This is a genomic window from Rhizobium sp. Leaf262, from assembly GCF_001422245.1.
GTDB lineage: Bacteria > Pseudomonadota > Alphaproteobacteria > Rhizobiales > Rhizobiaceae > Agrobacterium.
This window is the reverse complement of the sequence record NZ_LMMM01000017.1, coordinates 58898-76234: the sequence shown is the minus strand read 5'-3', so window position 1 is coordinate 76234 and position 17337 is coordinate 58898. Positions and strand designations below refer to the sequence as shown.

Below are 17337 nucleotides of genomic sequence, written 5' to 3'. Positions count from 1 at the left end.
GTTATGACCGACAGCACTGTACCACACGTTCCAGTTCTCATCATCGGAGGCGGCCAGGCCGGCCTTTCGGTCAGTTGGTATCTCATGCAGGAAGGGGTCGAGCATGTCGTTCTTGAGCGCCGTCAACGGTTCGAGAGTTGGCGCAACAATCGCTGGGACAGCTTCTGTCTGGTCACGCCAAACTGGCAGTGCCGGTTGCCTGGCTGGCCCTACAAAGGCACGGATCCGGACGGCTTCATGCTGAAACACGAAATCGTCGATTACCTGGACGGTTTTGCCGAAAGCTTCAATCCGCCGCTGCGCGAGGGTGTGGACGTAACAAAGGTCTCACCTGGTGACGGTGGCGGGTATCTGATCGCGACCACCTCCGGCGACATGACCGCTGATCAGGTGGTCATCGCAACGGGCGGTTATGACAACCCCATCCTGCCCCCCTACGCTGGCGATCTGGATCCCTCCATTCTGCAGATACATTCGCGCGACTACCGGCGCCCCGCGCAATTGCCGGACGGCGGAACACTGATCGTCGGGACCGGACAGTCGGGCGTGCAGATCATGGATGATTTCCATCTGGAAGGTCGGCCCGTTCACCTCGCTGTCGGTCCGGCCCCGCGCAGTCCCCGCAAATACCGCGGTCGGGACGCAACCGACTGGCTTTACGATGCCGGCACCTACGCGGTCACGATCGATCGACATCCAGATCCGGTCAAGGCTCTTACCCAGACCAACCATTACATGTCGGGACGTGACGGTGGCAAGGAAATCGACCTGCGCAAATATGCGCTGGAGGGGGTTCACCTCTACGGTTCGCTCGCTGGAGCCGACGGCACGACCATGGCCTTTCTTCCCGACCTGGAGAAAAACCTTGACGATGCGGACCGCAGCTATCTGGGTATCCGCAAGCAGATCGACGCATGGATTTCGACCCAGAACATAGATGCACTGAAAGAGCCACCTTTCGAGAAAGTCTGGCGACCGGAACGGGAGATAACCAGCGTGGATCTTCGCGAGGCAGGTATCACCTCGATTATTTGGGCGATCGGATTCCGGCCCGATTATTCCTGGCTGAAGGTCGATTGTCTCGACGACCGCGGCAAACCGCTTTTCAATCGCGGCGTCACCGAAGTGCCCGGCCTGTACTTCATCGGTCTTGGGTGGCTGAACACCTGGGGATCTGGACGATTTCTCGGCATCGACGAGGACAGTCGCTATCTGTCCGAACAGATCATAGCTCGTCAAAAGGGCAAGCTGGCGGCATGACCACCCTTCCTATTGCGCGCTCTCAGGCGTCCGGTCTTGAAGAAAGACATGTCCTCGGAATGGCGGAAATGGGCTACCGTGGCTTGTCTGAGCAATGGCTGAAGCGACGGGCCGGCGATATGCACTGGCAGCTCATCGCACGAGCCATGGGGCAACGGGACGCAGTTTTTACCTGCTCAGATGGCGAGCCACTTTATGCAGCTTTCTGCGCAACCAGCGTCAAACTGGCAAGGCCCGAATTACCTCGTCTGGGCGGGCAGTTGACCCTGTCTGCAGACCTCTACCGCGTCGGTCATGGACGCTTATCGTCCCGTCTCACAATCACCGCAGATGGCGTCGAGGTGGGGCGGATGGTTTTAGTCTCGACGTTCGTAGGGCGCACCGAACCGGGCGTCAATCGTTCGGTCGTCCGCCGGAGCCCACGAGCGTTGGCGATGCCGCCAGAGGCCCCTCTCGCAATTCGCCGGGTCGCGGAGCATTTGTCAGTCGTCTCGCGCGACATCCGTAATCAGGTCTTCATGCGTGCCAGCATGCCGGAAAGGCAGCGTGTTCTCCCGTGCCCGGGGACGGATTTCAATGCTGCCGGCCTTCTCTATTTCCCAAGCTACAGCGCTTTGGCAGATCGAGCGTTGTTTCAAGCAGGCGAGACGCACATCGGAATGGTTTCATCCCGACATGTGATCTATCTTGGCAATGTGGAGCCGGGAGAGTGGACGGATATTAGCTTCCGAAGGCTGAAGTGGGGTCATGATGTCGCTCTATTCGGCGCGGACGAAAGGCCACTGGCTTTGATGCGGGTCCGTTTTCGTTACGACAGATAGATCGACCTTCCCCTCGAAGGCTGGATAGCAAGCGGGTATCTCGCCTTGAAAGGTTTCGAACAGACGGCCAGTCAATTTCATTCATCTATTCATAAAAACGAGGATCCGGCGGGCAGTTTCAGGCATTCATCTGTAAAAGCCTCGAGAAGGCCAAACTCTCCTGAAGTGAGGCTTAGGCTGTGGCTAGCATTTCCCTCATGGTCGCAATGACGCGGCCGTGATCGTACGGTTTGCTGAAAAATTTTCCCTCAGCCGGTAAAAGCTTGTCGCTCAATTGACGGTGGCCAGAAGCCACGATGATCTTGACCGGGGGCCACCTGTCGCGAACAGCAGCAGCCAGCTTCAGGCCGTCCATGCTGCCCGGCATGTCGATATCGGTGAACATCAATCGAATCTCGGAATGGGCGTTGAGAATGTCGATGGCGTCGTCGGCATTTGAGGCCTCGAGCACGATGAACCCTTCGTTCTCGAGCGACATGACGATATCCAGCCGGACGAGGGTCTCGTCCTCGACAACAATGACCGTGGTCCCCTTTTGCGTCATCCTTCACACTCTCCGAAATTGACGCTCGCGCATGTGTCTTTTTTTAATAAGCGAACCTGATGAACGCGCAGAAAGACAGATCGATCCAAAGAGAACTGTTTTATCTCTCAAGGTGTTACGTAAGGGCGATTTCAATCCATGATTGACGGATCTCGCAAACTGTTGTCGTGCTATAACGGAAGTCAGCGACCCGCTCGCCGACAAACGAAAGCCACCTGGCGCGAAGATAATTTCCGGAACCGTGCCGAATAGTGATCCCAGGGCGGAGCGCACATATCGCGTACCATAACCCTGCCGCGTCGGTTCTTGGACAGACGGTCCCCCGACTTCCGTCCAGCTCAGAGAGAACTCGGAATTGCAGTTTGTAGCAAAAGACCACAGAAGTGCAGCGTGCCCATCCGGGTGCGAAAGCGCGCCATACTATATGGCGTTCGTGATCAGCTCGTGCAGGTAAAGCGCGATCGTTGTGCCGGCGTCCCGGCTAGGCTGCCGTCGACAGTATCTACACCGGGCTGATGTTGCGGGGAACCGACGAGTGGGCCGAGGTTTTCGTCAAAGAGAAGGCGAGCAATTTCGTCACAAGCCTCATGACATCGTTCACATACGATCGGGTCTAAAGCGCTGTAGCGCCCGCGAATAACCTCCGCGGCCTGTTTTCTGTCTGACGAGAATATTGCGCGTGCCTGCGCCATTGTTTTCGGACCAGGAGTGTTGAGGGATGTGGTCCGCGAGCCGAGTGTCTCCATCCAACCCATGGCCTGAGCGTAATCCAATCCCCGATCCGTCACCCGGACGGTCTGTTGAGCTAACACCATGTAGCAAATGGGATTTACGCTCGAAACTGCCAAAAAAATTTGTCGTGAAATGCGTTGACTTGCTGATCGGAAGCTTTCAAATAAATAGCGGGCGAGAGGGCTTTCAATGCACAATCACGGTCCGGCCACCCCCAATCACGGCTCGATGGCTGACATTATTCGCAACCACGACTGGGCAAGCACCAGTCTCGGACCCATGTCGTCGTGGCCGCCCCAATTGAAGTGTGCGGTTGACATTGCCATTCCGTCGGGTGCCCAGATCGTTATGTTTTGCGGTCATGATTTCACTGCCATCTATAATGATGCCTACGCCCCGACCATCGGCGCCAAACACCCGAACGCGCTAGGGAGACCGGCGAAAGAAAACTGGGCCGAGCTTTGGGACGACTTGGAACCGCTTTTGCTGAAAGTTCGGGAAGGTGGCGAGACGATCGTTGCCAAGGATAGGCCCTTCTACATCGAACGACACGGCGTGCCGGAAACAGTTTACTTCGACATTTCCTATTCGCCCGTTTCCGACGAACACGGTCAGGTGCTCGCCGTGCTCTGCATCGTCAATGAAACCACGGAACGGGTTAGCTACGAGGCAAAACTCAAGCGCCTGGCGTCAATCATTGCCTCGTCGGAAGATGCGATCCTCGGTATTGACCTCGCCATGACGGTTACCGATTGGAACAGTGGCGCCGAAAAGCTCTATGGATTTTGCGCCGAGGAAATCGTGGGCAAGTCGGTGACGCTCCTCGTTCCAGATGACCGGATCGACGAGGAAGGCCACATCATCGCCCGCATTACAACAGGAGAGCGGGTGGAAACCCATGAGACTGTTAGGCGTCATCGCAGCGGACGGCTCCTGGACGTGTCTTTGACTGTCTCACCCATCTATGACGCAGACGGCAGGATCGTCGGGGCTTCAAAGATTGCCCGCGATATCACAGCCCGAAAAGAAGCTGAGCGCGTGCAGGATCTACTGATCGGAGAGCTGAACCATCGCGTCAAGAACGTCCTTGCGACGGTCGCCGCGATCGCTCGTCAAGCGTTTGCCGGCGTGCCGGACATCGAACCCGCGAGGGCAGCATTTGACGCCCGCTTGCAAAGCCTGGCCAGAGCGCACGACCTGCTGACGAGAGGAAGTTGGGAAGCCGCCAGCCTTCGCGCGGCGGTTACCGGGGCGCTGGCTCCCTATCCGCCCGAACAGTTCGAGATCAGCGGCCCGGATGTCGACGTATCGCCCAAGGCCGTGGTCGCCCTTACGCTGATATTGCACGAGCTTGCCACGAATGCCGCAAAATACGGTGCCTTGGGCGTGGATTCCGGAAAAGTGACAGTGTCATGGGACGTCTCGGCAACCGAGGAGCAACTTGCTCTGTCGTGGAAAGAAACCGGGGGGCCACAGGTCCAGCCTCCGAGCCGCAAAGGCGTTGGGTCCCGGTTGATCGAAGCCCTGTCAACTGGTCATCTTCGGGGTCACGCCGATCTCAACTACGATGTTTTAGGAGTACACTGCATGATCGCCGCACCGCTCGACACGGAATGGAGCGACCAAGACCATATTCATTAGCAGATTTGACGCTATGGCACTTGCCCCGTCAGGATCGTCGCAATCGCTTGATGCGCTCGACAAGCTGTTGGGGTGATAGGGATGATCCAGCGGACCGTCTTCGCAAAGGTCGCCCGCGATCTTGGCCGTTCTCTCGGCCGAGCGTGTCACCACCACCTTGAGATCTGGTCGAATTTCTCTGGCTTTGGCGGAAAGCTGAAACCCGGACTCATCCCGCAAGTCTATGTCTGTGACCAAAATCTCGATATCTTGATGGGACAGAGCAGTGATTGCCTCTGCGGCATGATGTCGGAAACTTTGTTCATTGCTTTTGAAGGAACCTGAAGCGGCGACCCTCCGTTCGAGGCGATTTCAAGGAGAATTCCACGCTCTCATCTTCGGCGCATCTTTTGTGCCAGAGCCATCGCGCGGGTAGAGACTCGGCTTCGGCGATTTTCGTACTCCGTCTTGGAAAAACGTATCGCCACGGCCCGCCGTCAAGCTGATCCCACATCGCGGTTAGTCAGCCTTGACCGGTCTGCCGTGAGGTCAAGCAGACGCCTCGGCCTTGCCCATCAATACATCCTCACCAACGGCATCGACCAGGAAATCCAGAACAGCACGGACACGCATCGGAAGATTGCGGCGTGAGGCGTAGACAATGGTGATCGGCAACCGCACGGGCGGAAAGGCCGGCATCACCTTGACCAAGCGTCCCGCAGCGATGTCATCGCCGCCAAGAATGTGAGACAGCACCGCCAGTCCACCGCCGGCGAGAACGGCGCGATGCACCGCTCCGGTATTGTTGAAGATCATCCTCGGGGCGACCTTGACCCTTTCGATGTTAGTGCCATTCAAAAAACTCCAGGACCGCTCCTCGCCGCCACGATTGTAGCAGATGCAATCATGGTCGGGGATCTCAAGCAGATGGCTGGGCATACCCCGCCTCTGGATGTAGCTGGACGCGGCAACAAGGAAGGCTGTCGTCCAGCCGATCCGGCGACAGATCAGACTGCTATCGGACACCTCGCCGAGGCGCACTTCGAGATCGATCCCCTCGCCGACCAGGTCCGAAGACTGTTCGCAAAAGACGATATCGACGGACAGACCGGGACGGCTCGCCAAGAAGGCGGGAAGCCGATCGCTGATGTAGAGACCGAGCGCCGCCGGCAGGCTAATCCTGACTTTTCCGAAAGCCATGCCATCAACCGACGCGGCTTCGCCCAGCGCATCCACCGCGTCGATAACTTTCTGCGCCATCGAAATCATCTGCTCGCCCTCGACGGTGAGGGAAAGGGCGTTGGTCGAGCGATGGAACAGCCGTGTGCTATAGTGTTCCTCAAGCGACGAGACCTGCCGCGACACCGCCGGCTGGGTCAGGCCGCGATCCAGCGCCGCCGCAGAGAATGACCCTGTCTCGGCCACGCGCAAGAATGTCCTCAGCGCTGAAACGACGTCCATCTTGCTCCCCCTCTCTGCCCATACCATTTGGAATAAGCGTTATGCCGAAAGCTTAGGCCGGTTTTGGTTGCCTGTCCAGTTATTAAGGATATTAGATGTCCATAAGGACATGTTGAGTCCTTAATAACGGAGAAAGCCATGACACAGCGCCTCAACTACGCAGCCCAGTCCCCCGAATTTTTCAAGAAGATATCTGAGCTCAGCATGTCGCTGAAAGACAGTGTCATCGAGCAGCCGATCCGCGATCTCGTCCATATCCGTGCCTCGCAGATCAATGGATGCGCCTTCTGCCTCGACATGCATGTGAAGGAAGCCAAGATCCACGGCGAGAGCGAACTTCGCCTCTATCATGTTTCGATCTGGCGAGAATCCAACCTGTTCGTTCCCCGTGAACGCGCAGCCCTTGCCTGGACGGAAGCCGTTACCGAACTGCCCGAAGGCGGCATTCCGGACGAGCTTTACGAGCGTGTCCGCGGCCAGCTCTCGGAGAAGGAAGTCTCCGACCTCACCTTCTCGATCATGACCATCAATGCCTGGAACCGTGTCAGCATCGCCTTCAAGTCCGTGCCCGGCTCGGCAGACAAACTCTACGGTCTCGACAAGGCCGGCCTCAACTAAGGTCCGAAAGACACCCGCATTTCACCGACAACCACACGATGTCAGCACGGCTGACGGAGGAACGAGCATGAAAATCGTCATCATCGGCGGAACCGGCCTGATCGGTTCGAAGACCACCGAACGCCTTCGGTCAAAAGGCATTGAAGTGATCGCCGCCTCTCCCAATACCGGCGTCAACACGATCACCGGCGAGGGGCTGGCCGAAGCGCTGGCGGGAACGGAAGTGGTTCTCGATCTCGCCAATTCCCCATCCTTTGAGGACAAGGCCGTTATGGAGTTCTTCGAGACCTCCGGTCGCAATCTGCTCGCCTCGGAAAAGGCGGCTGGCGTGAAGCACCACATCGCGCTCTCCGTCGTCGGAACGGACAAGCTCCAGGAAAGCGGATATTTCCGCGCCAAGCTGGCGCAGGAAAAGCTGATCCGCGAGGCCGGTATTCCCTACACGATCGTCCACTCAACTCAGTTCATGGAGTTCCTCGGCGGCATCGCGCAGTCCGCCCTGGTTGAGGACAAGGTTCATTTGTCGTCGGCCTTCGTGCAGCCCATCGCTTCCGACGATGTCGCGGATGCGATGGCCGACGTGGCGCTTGGCCCCCCGGTCAACGGTTTGATCGAGATCGCTGGACCAGAGCGTTTCCGGCTCAATGAACTGGTCGCCCGCTATCTGGAAGCAACGGGTGACAACCGACAGGTCGTTGCCGATCCCGAGGCCGAATACTTCGGCGCCCGACTGGAAGACCGCACGCTGGTTTCCGACAACAATCCGCGGCTCGGCAAGATCGGTTTCGAACAGTGGTTCGCCACCGCTCCTCGCAAGTAATTTACCTCTCCGCGGATATGAAAGACAACATCATGATCAGACACACAATTGCAGGAATGGTAATCGCAATCTTTGCCTCGGGAACCGCGACTGCGCATGACGCACCGGGTGGCGGTTCAGCATCGAAGGTCACCCTCGTCTATGAACACGAGCTGCCGAATGTGCCGGGCAAAAGCATCAAGGGCGTCCTGGTAGAATACGGCCCAGGTGGGTACTCCGACGCGCATACGCATCCTGACAGCGCCTTCATCTACGCCACCGTGCTGGAAGGATCGATCCTCAGCCAGGTCAATGACGATCCGGTCAAGGAATACAAGGCTGGAGAACACTTCTCCGAACTGCCGGGCGACCGCCACGGTGTCAGCAAGAATGGCAGCGACACGATACCCGCCAAGCTTCTCGCCGTCTTCGTGGTCGACACCGATCAAAAGGAACTGACCTACCCTATGAAGAAGTAGAGTTTCAGCCATGGACCGGATGCAGTCTGCGCATCCGGTCCCTTTGAGTTCTAAGTCTGGAGTGACCTGCCATGGCCCTTGACCTGTCCGCGTTGGCGTTCGCAATCGTCGATATTGTGGGGGTGCTCGGCATCCTTGTCTGGCATGTTCAGGGCAAGCATCGACCGACGGCGCGCCTTATCGTCCAGATCCTGTTCTTTGCGACAATGACCGCGACGTTTTTGTCGCAGGGGATCCTTCCGTTTCGCGTGACAACAGCTGAGATTGAAGGGCTAACCGCCTATCTCGGCAAATCCGCGCGCGTTCTCTGGTGGGTCCACCTCGCCTGGGCAACGATCGGCTTTGTACGCCTCTACATTGCGCTCGACCGCCGGCCGCAGGAGGCACGATTGATACAGGATCTGATTGTCGCCGGTGTTTATCTGGGCGTGGCGCTTTCCATTATCGGCTTCGTGTTCGGCGCACCGATCGGAACGCTCGTCGCCACCTCCGGCGTGGTTGCCATCATCCTCGGGCTTGCTCTCCAGAACACCTTGGGCGACCTGTTCTCCGGCGTGGCCCTCACATTGGGTCGCCCGTTTACGATCGGCGACTGGATCCAGCTAGGCGACGGCACAGAGGGACGCGTCATCCAGAACAACTGGCGCTCGACACAGATCCTGACGCCGGCACATAATGTTGTTGTTCTCCCCAACAGCGCACTCGCCAAACTCAGTCTCACCAACCTGACGCGACCGGATGAATCGCACCTCGTCGTATTGGCCATCCGCATTGCAGCCGACCGACAGCCATCCGCCATTGAAGCAATTTTGGTGTCTGCACTGGAGGATTGCCGGTTCATTGTTAAGGAGCCCAAGCCCGTCGTGGCGTTCAAGGGCATTGATGCGATCGCAATCGATGTCGAATTGCTGTTCCGCGTGACCAGCCCTGCCAACCGAGTGCCGGCGCGCAACGAGATCATCGACGTCGTCAGCCAACAATGCGCGACCCAGGGTCTTGGCTTTGCAATGCCGGCACAAGCCTATCTCGTCGTGCCCAGCCTTGGCGACAAGATGGAGAAATCTGGATCGGTCGGCGGCCTACCCTGAGCGCTTTAGCACCCAGTCGAAGGTTCCGGCCCAGATGCCCGGGTCGATCTCCTGCTCCAGCGTTTTCCCAAGGTCGGCAAACGTAGCCTTCCGGAGCGCCGTCCGCCACGCTTCGTCAGCTTCCCACATGATCCGTGCAATCGCACACGAACCGCTGTCACAGAAGCCCTTGGGTCGGCACGGGTTGTTGGCGCGGATGTTCTGACAGACGAAGGTCCGACCGCTCCCTTCCACTGCTTCGACGACATCAAGAAATGTCAGCTCTGCCGGTGCCCTTGCCAGGCGATAGCCGCCCGAAGGGCCAAGCGTCGTATGAACAAGGCCTGCCTGTGACAGGCTCTGAAGTGCCTTTGAAAGATATTCCTTCGGAAGCCCATGCAGCTCTGCCAGCGCCTTGGTCGACAGATATCGCCCGTCAGGCAGGCCCGCGAGAATCGCGCAACAGTGGAGTGCCCATTCGACTTGGCTTTTGAGTATCATGCGATGGGGACCTCGGATTGCAATTAAGGATACATGGTATCCCTATTTTGAATGCCTGTAAATGCGGCCCCGGTGCTGTATGGACGGCTATCCCGAGAGGAATCGCCGTCCATTGCCTGCGTGCTTTATAGGCTCAGTCCAAACGATCACCCAGTGACAGGCCGGTCAATTGCTCCGAAAGCAGCCAGAGCCGTTCAGCTGCCTGTGGGTCCATGGCCCAAGGCGCCACGCCTTTGCTGCCATCCGTTTCCGCCTGCGGCAGGGCGACCTCGCAATCTTCGCAATAGACACCACCGATACCGTTGAGTTCGGGCCGCGTCGCTGCCCAGACGCTCGTTGCTGCCCCTTGTTCCGGCGTCTTGAGGTCGCGCGAGGGATCGACCCGGCGATTGCCATTCTCGTCATAGACATCGAAAGAATTGATCTCGTCTTCGCTGAGATGGCGGGCGAGATCGGTCAGGATAACGCCCGGATGCAATGAAAATGCCCGCACACCAAGCCCTGCTCCACGTCGATCAAGCGCAAGCGCAAACAGCGCATTTGCCGTCTTCGCCTGGCCATAGGCCTGCCACTTGTCATAGGGGCGCGTCTTGAAATCGATATCGTCGAAATCAACCGGGCCGATTTGATGCCCGCGCGACGACACCGAAATCAACCGCGCGCCGTCTGCCTTGACCAGCACCGGCCACAGGCCTGCAACCAACCGGAAATGGCCCAGATGATTGGTGGCAAACTGGCTCTCGTGCCCAGCCTGGTCCCGGGCAAGCGGCGTCGCCATGATGCCAGCGCTGTTGACCAGGATTGAGATCGGCATGCCCTCCGCAACGATCCTGCCCGCAAAAGCGGCAACCGATGCGGGATCCGCAAGATCCATCGCTTCGATAACAACATTGTCGATACCGGCAAGCATGCGTTCGGCCTTTTCGCGATTGCGGGCCGGTACGATGACATGAGCGCCGGCGACAGCGAGCGCCCGCGTCGTCTCGACGCCGAGACCGGAATAGCCGCCGGTGACAATCGCCGTCTTGCCGGAGAGATCGATACCCTCGGTGACCTCGCGCGCCGTGCTGGATGCGTTGAACCGAGATCCAATAGGTTTCTGGTCGGACATGTCTTTACTCCTTCATTTATGGCTCTGGTGTCCGCTCCCTATATCGGATAGGCTCGCGGAGCCCCCAGCCTGCAGGATCCGGATTTCTGTCGTGATCGTCCAAAACATCCAGGATCCCCTGTCCGACGTGCTCAGTGCCATCGATGCGCGGGCGCTGTTCTCCGTGCGTTTTGCCGCCGGAGGCGCGTGGTCTGTTGCTTTTCCACCACCGGGCTACCTGAAATTCAATGCGATCCGCGAAGGCGGTGCCTGGCTGATCTCGGAGGGAGAGGCGCCGTTGCGCATTGAAGCGGGCGATTGTCTTGTGGTCAGCGGCAAGGCGTTTACGCTTTGCAGCAATCCCAACGTGAAGCCGATAGCGGCGGCAGAGGTATTCGCCGGGGGCAATCTGGATGTCTCAGTGGGCGATGGTCGGGATTTTGTGCTCCTCGGCGGGAGCGTCAACATCGACACCGTGGACGGATCACTCCTCACCGACGCGCTGCCGCCTGTGGTCGTGATCGACCGCGAAGAGGCCGGACCGATTGGCTGGTTGCTCGAACAGTTGGATCTGGAGTGGAACAGCACCGCGCCGGGTGCTCGCATCGCCTGCAACGACCTGCTGCGGCTGGTGTTTATCCATGTCCTGCGTGCCTATATGGCGGGCCAGACATCACAGCATCCAGGCTGGCTCGCCGGCCTTGCGGATGCCCGCCTGGCGCCGGCACTACGGGCCATCCACTTCGATCCGTCGCGCCGCTGGACGGTTGAGGCACTGGCGTCTCTTGCCGGCCAGTCCCGCTCGGGATTTGCCGAGAAATTTCGCGCCACCGTCGGAGCATCCCCGATAGACTATCTCGTGGGCTGGCGGATGCGGATTGCAGCCGCCCGGCTGCGGCGTGGCAACGAGCCGCTGCCCCGGATTGCGCGGTCGCTCGGCTATGCGTCTGACAGCGCTTTTGCTGCCAGTTTTGGCGATACTTCTCAGGCTCAGAAGAATCGGTCTAACGGTTCCCATCGAACACAGAAAAGCCCGTTTATTGAAGCTCGAGGCTTTTTGTTCACAGTTGGAGGATGGAGGAGGAAGATATGCCAGGACAGGCCCTCGCGGGATGCAAATACTTGGTTGTTGAAGACGAATACCTTGTTGCATCGGACCTGTTAATGGCTCTTGAGGATGAGGGTGCTCGGGTCTATGGGCCTGTATCTGATGTTGCGCGCGCCATTGAAGTTCTTTCAGACCCCAGCTTTCAGCTGGATGCCGCAATTCTAGACATAAACCTTGGAGGGGAAATGGTTTTCCCGGCGGCAGAGCTTTTGATCAAACAAAAGACTCCATTTGTTTTCGTATCCGGTTTTGACCGGATTGCGCTGCCAGAGACCTTTTGTGATGTGCCCTGGCTCTCTAAGCCCTACGAAAGTACCGATCTGATTACACTGCTTCAGTCTGTGAGATCTTCAAGCTGACGTTTATTCCCGTTATAAAGTGAACCATATTGAGCTGTCGGACATGCAATTGCCAGCGTTGCAGGACTTTATGCCCCTGTCCCCTGATTGGACGGATATCGGTTCACGTGTCGCACTTACGCTCGTGGCAGGGATCTGCATAGGCGTGAACCGAGAACGAGGCGGGCATTCCGCTGGGCTTCGCACTACTGTCCTCGTGGGCTTGGCAGCCTGCATTTCGATGATCCAGGCGAATATCCTGCTCTCTACGAGTCAAATTGCTGGTGGATCCATGGACGTGCTGCGACTGCCTCTCGGAATACTGACTGGAGTGGGCTTCATTGGTGGCGGTGCCATCCTACGGCGAGGCGATGTGACGACTGGCGTTACCACCGCTGCCACCCTGTGGCTCATGACAGCGATTGGTTTGTGTTTCGGCGGTGGACAGACCGCCGTCGGCTCGATTGCAGCGCTGGTAGCATTCGTTACACTTTCCCCGCTTAAAATTATCGGGACTTGGCTCGAAGTTGAGCAAAAGGCGTCTATCGGCATCAGGTCTGGTAGCGGAACCGACATTCCTGACATCTCAAAGTCGCTTCCGCTCGGGTGTGAGGCACAGTTCATTGCGTTGCGCGCGCTTGATCAAGGCGAACATGAGTGTGTTTTTGAGTTACGTTGGAAAACCGAACACCACAAGTTGGGTGCCGTAGACCTAGTAGAAGGCGTTCGCGCCAAGCATCACGTGACGAGTTTTGAGCACCGCACAACGCTGACCTAAGGCCAGGCACTCAATATACTGCCGACCTTATCGCGTCTTCATGTCATCTGTCAGAACATCGTAAAACCCTAATACAATCTTGAGCTGCACTTTAGTCCGTGATTAAATTATGCATCGTCAGCATTCGAAAAGTAGGCGCTGATGCCTGAGAAATGAACGCACTCCCGCCTACAAAACGGAGGGGGTGGCTATGCTCAGGACCCCAGAGCAAAGGACGCTTCGAGCGAAAACCCATCAATAAAGCAACTCTTGCTTCGTTACGCGTTACGCTACTATATTTCCGCTCCAAAACGCGAGGCGCTCGCAGAGCAGACCCTCGCTGCGCTCGCGCACGATCCCGACCTCGTTTTAGAAATTCCGATAGAGAAAGCCGTGGCGTCGACCATGCACCAGATATTTCTGTCGAGCACGGCGCATGATGCGATGCAAAGCACATCTCTTATGTCGGATATTAAGTTAGTTGACGTCAAACAGAAGCGGCCATCGCATCGATTTGGCAACTGAGGGCACCTCCCTCTCCACAACAAAGATCTAGCCACCTTGAGCAGTTCAATAGTCGATGCGACTGATAATAAATGCCGCCGAGACACTGCGGTTTCGGAAATCGGGAGGTGCAGTGTCACCCAACCCCTCACGGCCTCATAGATCGGCGGGGTTCCAATGGGCAGTTTTTCCGACATGATTTTCCGATGCAACAATAGCAACCGCCTTGCGCCAACCCAAGACCGCATTTGAAGAATATGCATTGCTAGATTGTACATTATCGATGGAACAATCCCTGGGTTTTGAAGTTTTTCGTGTTCAGGAGGAGAAAACCTATGATTACCAAAGCGACTCTCGTAGGGGCAGCCGCCTCTCTTTCCATATTTTTTTCTAATTCCGCACTGGCACAGACCGACTTGACGATGTGGTATCACGGCGCTGGCAACATTGAAGAACTCAAGATTTTGACTGGCATCATTGACGATTTCAACTCGTCGCAGTCGAACTGGCGGGTTGCCCTTCAGGAGTTTCCCCAGAGTGCCTATAACGAATCCGTCACAGCCGCTGCACTTTCCAATAAACTGCCGGACATCCTTGACGTCGACGGCCCCAATATGCCGAATTGGGCATGGTCGGGTTATTTACAACCCCTCCGAATAGATGAAGCGAAGCTTTCTAATTTCCTGCCCGGCGCGGTGGGGAAATGGGGAGAAAAGCTTTATTCGGTTGGCCTATGGGACGCAGCCGTAGCAGTATTCGCGCGTAAATCCATTCTCGATGAAAACGGCATTCGCATTCCAACGCTTGATAAGCCATGGACCGGTGAAGAGTTCAATGCCGCTCTCGAAAAACTCGCTGCCAGCGGAAAGTTCGAGTATGCCATTGACCTTGGGATGGCCGATAAGACTGAGTGGTACAGCTATGCTTTCAGCCCATTTTTGGAAAGCTTTGGCGGCAGCCTGATCGACAAGCAAACGTACCAAACGTCTGAGAACTTTCTCAACGGAGATGATGCCGTCAAGTTTGGCAATTGGTGGCAGTCTTTGTTCGAGAAAAAGTTGGTGCCGGGAACATCGCAATCGCCAGCCGACCATGAGACCGGCTTTTTGGAAGGGCGCCATGCCCTGCAATGGATGGGCAACTGGGTAGCAGTGAAGGCGTTAGAAAAATATGGAGAGGATCTGCTGTTCCTACCTGCTCCCGATTTCGGGCACGGTCCCAAGATCGGTGCAGGATCCTGGCAATTTGGCGTATCAGCCACCAGCAAGAATCCGGAAGGCGCATCCGCCTTCATCGAATTTGCAATACAAGACAAGTATCTCGCGCAGTTCTCGGATGCCATTGGCCTGATTCCGGCAACATCGTCCGCTGCCCAGATGACGAAAAATTACAAACAAGGTGGTCCGCTGGAAGTGTTCTTCGAACTGTCCCAGCGCCAGGGAACGTTGCGTCCTGTAACTCCGGCTTACGCCTTCATGTCGCCGGTCTTTTCCAAGGCGGTTTCCGATATTGCCAATGGAGCGGACGTTGCCGATACGCTCGACAACGCGACCGACGAAATAAATGACAATATAGAGCGTAATTCCGGCTACCAAGCCAAATAGGGGCCTGATCGATGGCGCGCCTGTCTTCACCCGGAAAACTAACCCGCGACAGCATCACGGGTTGGTTTATGGCTGCCCCGGCGATGGTGTTGATCGGGCTGTTCCTTATCGCACCCTTCCTTTTAGGCCTTGGGTTTTCCTTCACGAACCAGCGTTTGACATCTCCCAATCCCACCCAATTTGTCGGCATGGAAAACTACAGCAGGCTCCTGGGTGTAGGAGTTTTAACGCTTGAGCCAGAGAGGGAAACAGATGGGAGCATCAAGCAAGATACAAATGGTGCTATTTCCTACCCAAGAATTCGCAGTTTCACGCGCAACAATCCAGATTATCCGCATCTGGACGGAATGCGGGAATATACGAGTGTTACCTGGGGCGAGAACCAAATTGTCGTCTTAGCCAGCGACGTCGTTTTTTTGACAGCGGTCGTCAACACACTTTCGTTTGTGATCGTCGTTGCACCGGTTCAAGCCGCGCTCGCGCTGTTTCTCGCCTTGCTTGTGAACCAGAGAATTCCTGGCGTCACAATGTTCAGGGCTATCTACTTCATGCCGGTCGTGCTGTCAGTGGTGGTAGTGGCGCTTCTGTGGCGGTTTATTTATACAGCGGATAATGGGCTCCTCAACAACCTGCTGGGTTACATGAGCTTTGGTCTTTTCCAGCCCGTAGACTGGTTGGGCAGAACCGATACCGCCTTATGGGCCATCCTGGTCATGTCGGTTTGGCAAGGCGTCGGATTTCATATGGTCATCTGGCTTTCCGGTCTGCAAACCATCTCTCCAGATCTTTACGAAACAGCCGATGTCGAAGGCGCAAGTCGCTGGCAGAAGTTCAGCATGATTACTTGGCCGCTGCTGCGCAACACCACGGTACTCATCATCATTGTCATTACCATGCAGGCTTTCGCGCTTTTTGCACAGATCGACGTGATGACCAAAGGGGGACCTCGCGATTCTACCCAAAGTATCGTCTATCAAGCGGTTGAGCGGGGATATCGGCAGCAGGACATTGCGGCAGGGTCCGCGATTTCGGTTGTCCTGTTTCTATTTGTTCTCGGCATTTCGCTGACACAGCGATATCTGACAAGGGAGAAACGATGATGCAGGCAGGACAACGCAAAGGCCTCACCTTCCTCATCTGCAACTATGTGCTGATGATCGCCTTCGCGGCTGTCTTTATACTCCCCCTGTTGTTCATGGGGTTTTCCTCGCTGAAACCAAACGACCAGTTGCTGAGAGATGCCGCGTCGATAAGGGCATTTCTTCCGGTGGGCGATCTTTCGCTCCAAAATTACGCAGCGGCTTTCGCCAGGGCTCCGATAGCAACATTCATTTTCAATTCGGTTCTGGTAACGAGCGTCACTGTATTTCTCGCTTTGCTCCTGGGTTCGCTTGCCGCCTTCGCCTTTACCTTTTTGAACTGGCGGGGAAAAGATGTTCTCTTCTCGATTATCCTCGCCACGCTCATCATTCCCTTTGAGACGATTGCCGTGCCACTCCTTCTGGAAGTCAACAATCTTCCATGGATCAGTGTTGATGGTCTAACCTGGGGATGGCTCAACTCGTGGCATGTGCAGATCATTCCTTGGATCGCAGACGGACTGACGATTTTTCTCTTCGTGCAATATTTCAAGGACTTGCCGAAGGAGTTGCTCGAAGCGGCGCGCATCGATGGTGCCAGTTGGTTTCGGATTTATGCGCAGGTCGTGATGCCACTCAGCGGCCCCGTTATCGCAACCGCAGCGATCCTGAAATTTCTCGTCATGTACAGCCAGCAATATCTTTGGCCACTTCTTGTCACACAGTCCGAAGCGTACAGGCCGGTGATGGTGGGGCTGCAATACTTTTTCCAGCTCAACACACCGTGGGGCGAAGTCATGGCGTATCTAACCATCATCACGCTGCCCGTGCTGATCTTTTATCTGTGCCTGCAAAGGCTGTTTATCTCAAGCATCGCGGCAAGCGGGATAAAAGGGTAGGTCGTTAGGAGTATTGCAAAACGTCTTAAATGGGTGTCACCAAAAGCAATCTGGCA

The 17337-nt window shown here is 56.5% G+C and carries 16 protein-coding genes and 1 pseudogene; 13 read left to right on the top strand and 4 right to left on the bottom strand.

The window, feature by feature from the left end; genetic code table 11:
- Positions 1–3: 3 nt before the first annotated feature.
- Complete coding sequence (locus ASF29_RS16610) at positions 4–1260, top strand: MSMEG_0569 family flavin-dependent oxidoreductase (protein ID WP_062451780.1); 1257 nt, start codon at positions 4–6, stop codon at positions 1258–1260.
- Positions 1257–2081 carry a Pnap_2097 family protein gene (locus ASF29_RS16605; protein ID WP_244473579.1) on the top strand — a complete coding sequence of 275 codons (825 nt, stop codon included), beginning with the start codon at positions 1257–1259 and terminating at the stop codon, positions 2079–2081. Before ASF29_RS16610 ends, ASF29_RS16605 begins: the two co-directional genes overlap by 4 nt.
- Before the next feature lie 172 nt (positions 2082–2253).
- On the opposite strand, the gene ASF29_RS16600 is transcribed toward ASF29_RS16605, so the two are convergent.
- Positions 2254–2625 carry a response regulator gene (locus tag ASF29_RS16600; RefSeq protein ID WP_062451779.1) on the bottom strand — a complete coding sequence of 124 codons (372 nt, stop codon included), beginning with the start codon at positions 2623–2625 and terminating at the stop codon, positions 2254–2256.
- Between the two features lie 921 nt (positions 2626–3546).
- Between ASF29_RS16600 and ASF29_RS16595 the strand changes: the two genes are divergently transcribed.
- On the top strand, positions 3547–4998 hold the full coding sequence (locus ASF29_RS16595) for a PAS domain S-box protein (RefSeq protein ID WP_062451778.1): 1452 nt from the start codon (positions 3547–3549) through the stop codon (positions 4996–4998).
- Between the two features lie 528 nt (positions 4999–5526).
- Here the strand turns inward: ASF29_RS16595 and ASF29_RS16585 are convergent.
- Positions 5527–6438 carry a LysR family transcriptional regulator gene (locus ASF29_RS16585; RefSeq protein ID WP_062451776.1) on the bottom strand — a complete coding sequence of 304 codons (912 nt, stop codon included), beginning with the start codon at positions 6436–6438 and terminating at the stop codon, positions 5527–5529.
- Positions 6439–6576: 138 nt separating this feature from the next.
- Here ASF29_RS16585 and ASF29_RS16580 point away from each other — a divergent pair, with 138 nt between their 5' ends.
- The 4 genes from ASF29_RS16580 to ASF29_RS16565 all read left to right on the top strand — a co-directional run bounded on the left by ASF29_RS16580 (position 6577) and on the right by ASF29_RS16565 (position 9422).
- Positions 6577–7056: a carboxymuconolactone decarboxylase family protein gene (locus ASF29_RS16580; protein ID WP_062451775.1), complete on the top strand. Its 480-nt coding sequence runs from the start codon at positions 6577–6579 to the stop codon at positions 7054–7056.
- Positions 7057–7123: 67 nt separating this feature from the next.
- On the top strand, positions 7124–7876 hold the full coding sequence (locus ASF29_RS16575; protein WP_062451774.1) for an SDR family oxidoreductase: 753 nt from the start codon (positions 7124–7126) through the stop codon (positions 7874–7876).
- A gap of 56 nt (positions 7877–7932) precedes the next feature.
- Complete coding sequence (locus ASF29_RS16570) at positions 7933–8334, top strand: cupin domain-containing protein (RefSeq protein ID WP_244473588.1); 402 nt, start codon at positions 7933–7935, stop codon at positions 8332–8334.
- Positions 8335–8405: 71 nt separating this feature from the next.
- Positions 8406–9422 carry a mechanosensitive ion channel family protein gene (locus ASF29_RS16565; RefSeq protein WP_062451773.1) on the top strand — a complete coding sequence of 339 codons (1017 nt, stop codon included), beginning with the start codon at positions 8406–8408 and terminating at the stop codon, positions 9420–9422.
- Here ASF29_RS16565 and ASF29_RS16560 read toward each other — a convergent pair.
- Positions 9414–9902 carry an Rrf2 family transcriptional regulator gene (locus ASF29_RS16560; protein ID WP_062451772.1) on the bottom strand — a complete coding sequence of 163 codons (489 nt, stop codon included), beginning with the start codon at positions 9900–9902 and terminating at the stop codon, positions 9414–9416. The two genes, ASF29_RS16565 and ASF29_RS16560, sit on opposite strands and share 9 nt — an antisense overlap.
- A gap of 133 nt (positions 9903–10035) precedes the next feature.
- On the bottom strand, positions 10036–11013 hold the full coding sequence (locus ASF29_RS16555; RefSeq protein WP_062451771.1) for an oxidoreductase: 978 nt from the start codon (positions 11011–11013) through the stop codon (positions 10036–10038).
- Between the two features lie 91 nt (positions 11014–11104).
- On the opposite strand from ASF29_RS16555, the gene ASF29_RS16550 reads away from it, so the two are divergent.
- The 6 genes and pseudogenes from ASF29_RS16550 (at position 11105) to ASF29_RS16520 (ending at position 17281) form a co-directional block, all read left to right on the top strand.
- A complete protein-coding gene (locus ASF29_RS16550) occupies positions 11105–12157 on the top strand; it encodes an AraC family transcriptional regulator (RefSeq protein ID WP_244473578.1) in 1053 nt (350 codons plus the stop codon).
- Positions 12115–12459 (top strand): response regulator, encoded by a 345-nt coding sequence (locus ASF29_RS16545; RefSeq protein ID WP_244473577.1) that lies wholly within the window; start codon positions 12115–12117, stop codon positions 12457–12459. The genes ASF29_RS16550 and ASF29_RS16545 overlap by 43 nt, the downstream gene beginning before the upstream one ends.
- 49 nt (positions 12460–12508) lie before the next feature.
- Positions 12509–13069: pseudogene (locus tag ASF29_RS16540) on the top strand (MgtC/SapB family protein); the annotation flags it as partial.
- A gap of 965 nt (positions 13070–14034) precedes the next feature.
- On the top strand, positions 14035–15303 hold the full coding sequence (locus ASF29_RS16530) for an extracellular solute-binding protein (protein WP_062451768.1): 1269 nt from the start codon (positions 14035–14037) through the stop codon (positions 15301–15303).
- An 11-nt stretch (positions 15304–15314) separates the two neighbouring features.
- Complete coding sequence (locus ASF29_RS16525) at positions 15315–16403, top strand: sugar ABC transporter permease (protein ID WP_062451767.1); 1089 nt, start codon at positions 15315–15317, stop codon at positions 16401–16403.
- A complete protein-coding gene (locus ASF29_RS16520) occupies positions 16400–17281 on the top strand; it encodes a carbohydrate ABC transporter permease (protein WP_156462708.1) in 882 nt (293 codons plus the stop codon). The genes ASF29_RS16525 and ASF29_RS16520 overlap by 4 nt, the downstream gene beginning before the upstream one ends.
- The last annotated feature ends 56 nt before the right edge of the window (positions 17282–17337 follow it).

Coding starts and splice junctions, on each gene's coding strand:
- ASF29_RS16610 (WP_062451780.1), top strand. CDS start 4: ATGACCGACAGCACTGTACCACACGTTCCAGTTCTCATCATCGGAGGC.
- ASF29_RS16605 (WP_244473579.1), top strand. CDS start 1,257: ATGACCACCCTTCCTATTGCGCGCTCTCAGGCGTCCGGTCTTGAAGAA.
- ASF29_RS16600 (WP_062451779.1), bottom strand. CDS start 2,625: ATGACGCAAAAGGGGACCACGGTCATTGTTGTCGAGGACGAGACCCTC.
- ASF29_RS16595 (WP_062451778.1), top strand. CDS start 3,547: ATGCACAATCACGGTCCGGCCACCCCCAATCACGGCTCGATGGCTGAC.
- ASF29_RS16585 (WP_062451776.1), bottom strand. CDS start 6,438: ATGGACGTCGTTTCAGCGCTGAGGACATTCTTGCGCGTGGCCGAGACA.
- ASF29_RS16580 (WP_062451775.1), top strand. CDS start 6,577: ATGACACAGCGCCTCAACTACGCAGCCCAGTCCCCCGAATTTTTCAAG.
- ASF29_RS16575 (WP_062451774.1), top strand. CDS start 7,124: ATGAAAATCGTCATCATCGGCGGAACCGGCCTGATCGGTTCGAAGACC.
- ASF29_RS16570 (WP_244473588.1), top strand. CDS start 7,933: ATGGTAATCGCAATCTTTGCCTCGGGAACCGCGACTGCGCATGACGCA.
- ASF29_RS16565 (WP_062451773.1), top strand. CDS start 8,406: ATGGCCCTTGACCTGTCCGCGTTGGCGTTCGCAATCGTCGATATTGTG.
- ASF29_RS16560 (WP_062451772.1), bottom strand. CDS start 9,902: ATGATACTCAAAAGCCAAGTCGAATGGGCACTCCACTGTTGCGCGATT.
- ASF29_RS16555 (WP_062451771.1), bottom strand. CDS start 11,013: ATGTCCGACCAGAAACCTATTGGATCTCGGTTCAACGCATCCAGCACG.
- ASF29_RS16530 (WP_062451768.1), top strand. CDS start 14,035: ATGATTACCAAAGCGACTCTCGTAGGGGCAGCCGCCTCTCTTTCCATA.
- ASF29_RS16525 (WP_062451767.1), top strand. CDS start 15,315: ATGGCGCGCCTGTCTTCACCCGGAAAACTAACCCGCGACAGCATCACG.
- ASF29_RS16520 (WP_156462708.1), top strand. CDS start 16,400: ATGATGCAGGCAGGACAACGCAAAGGCCTCACCTTCCTCATCTGCAAC.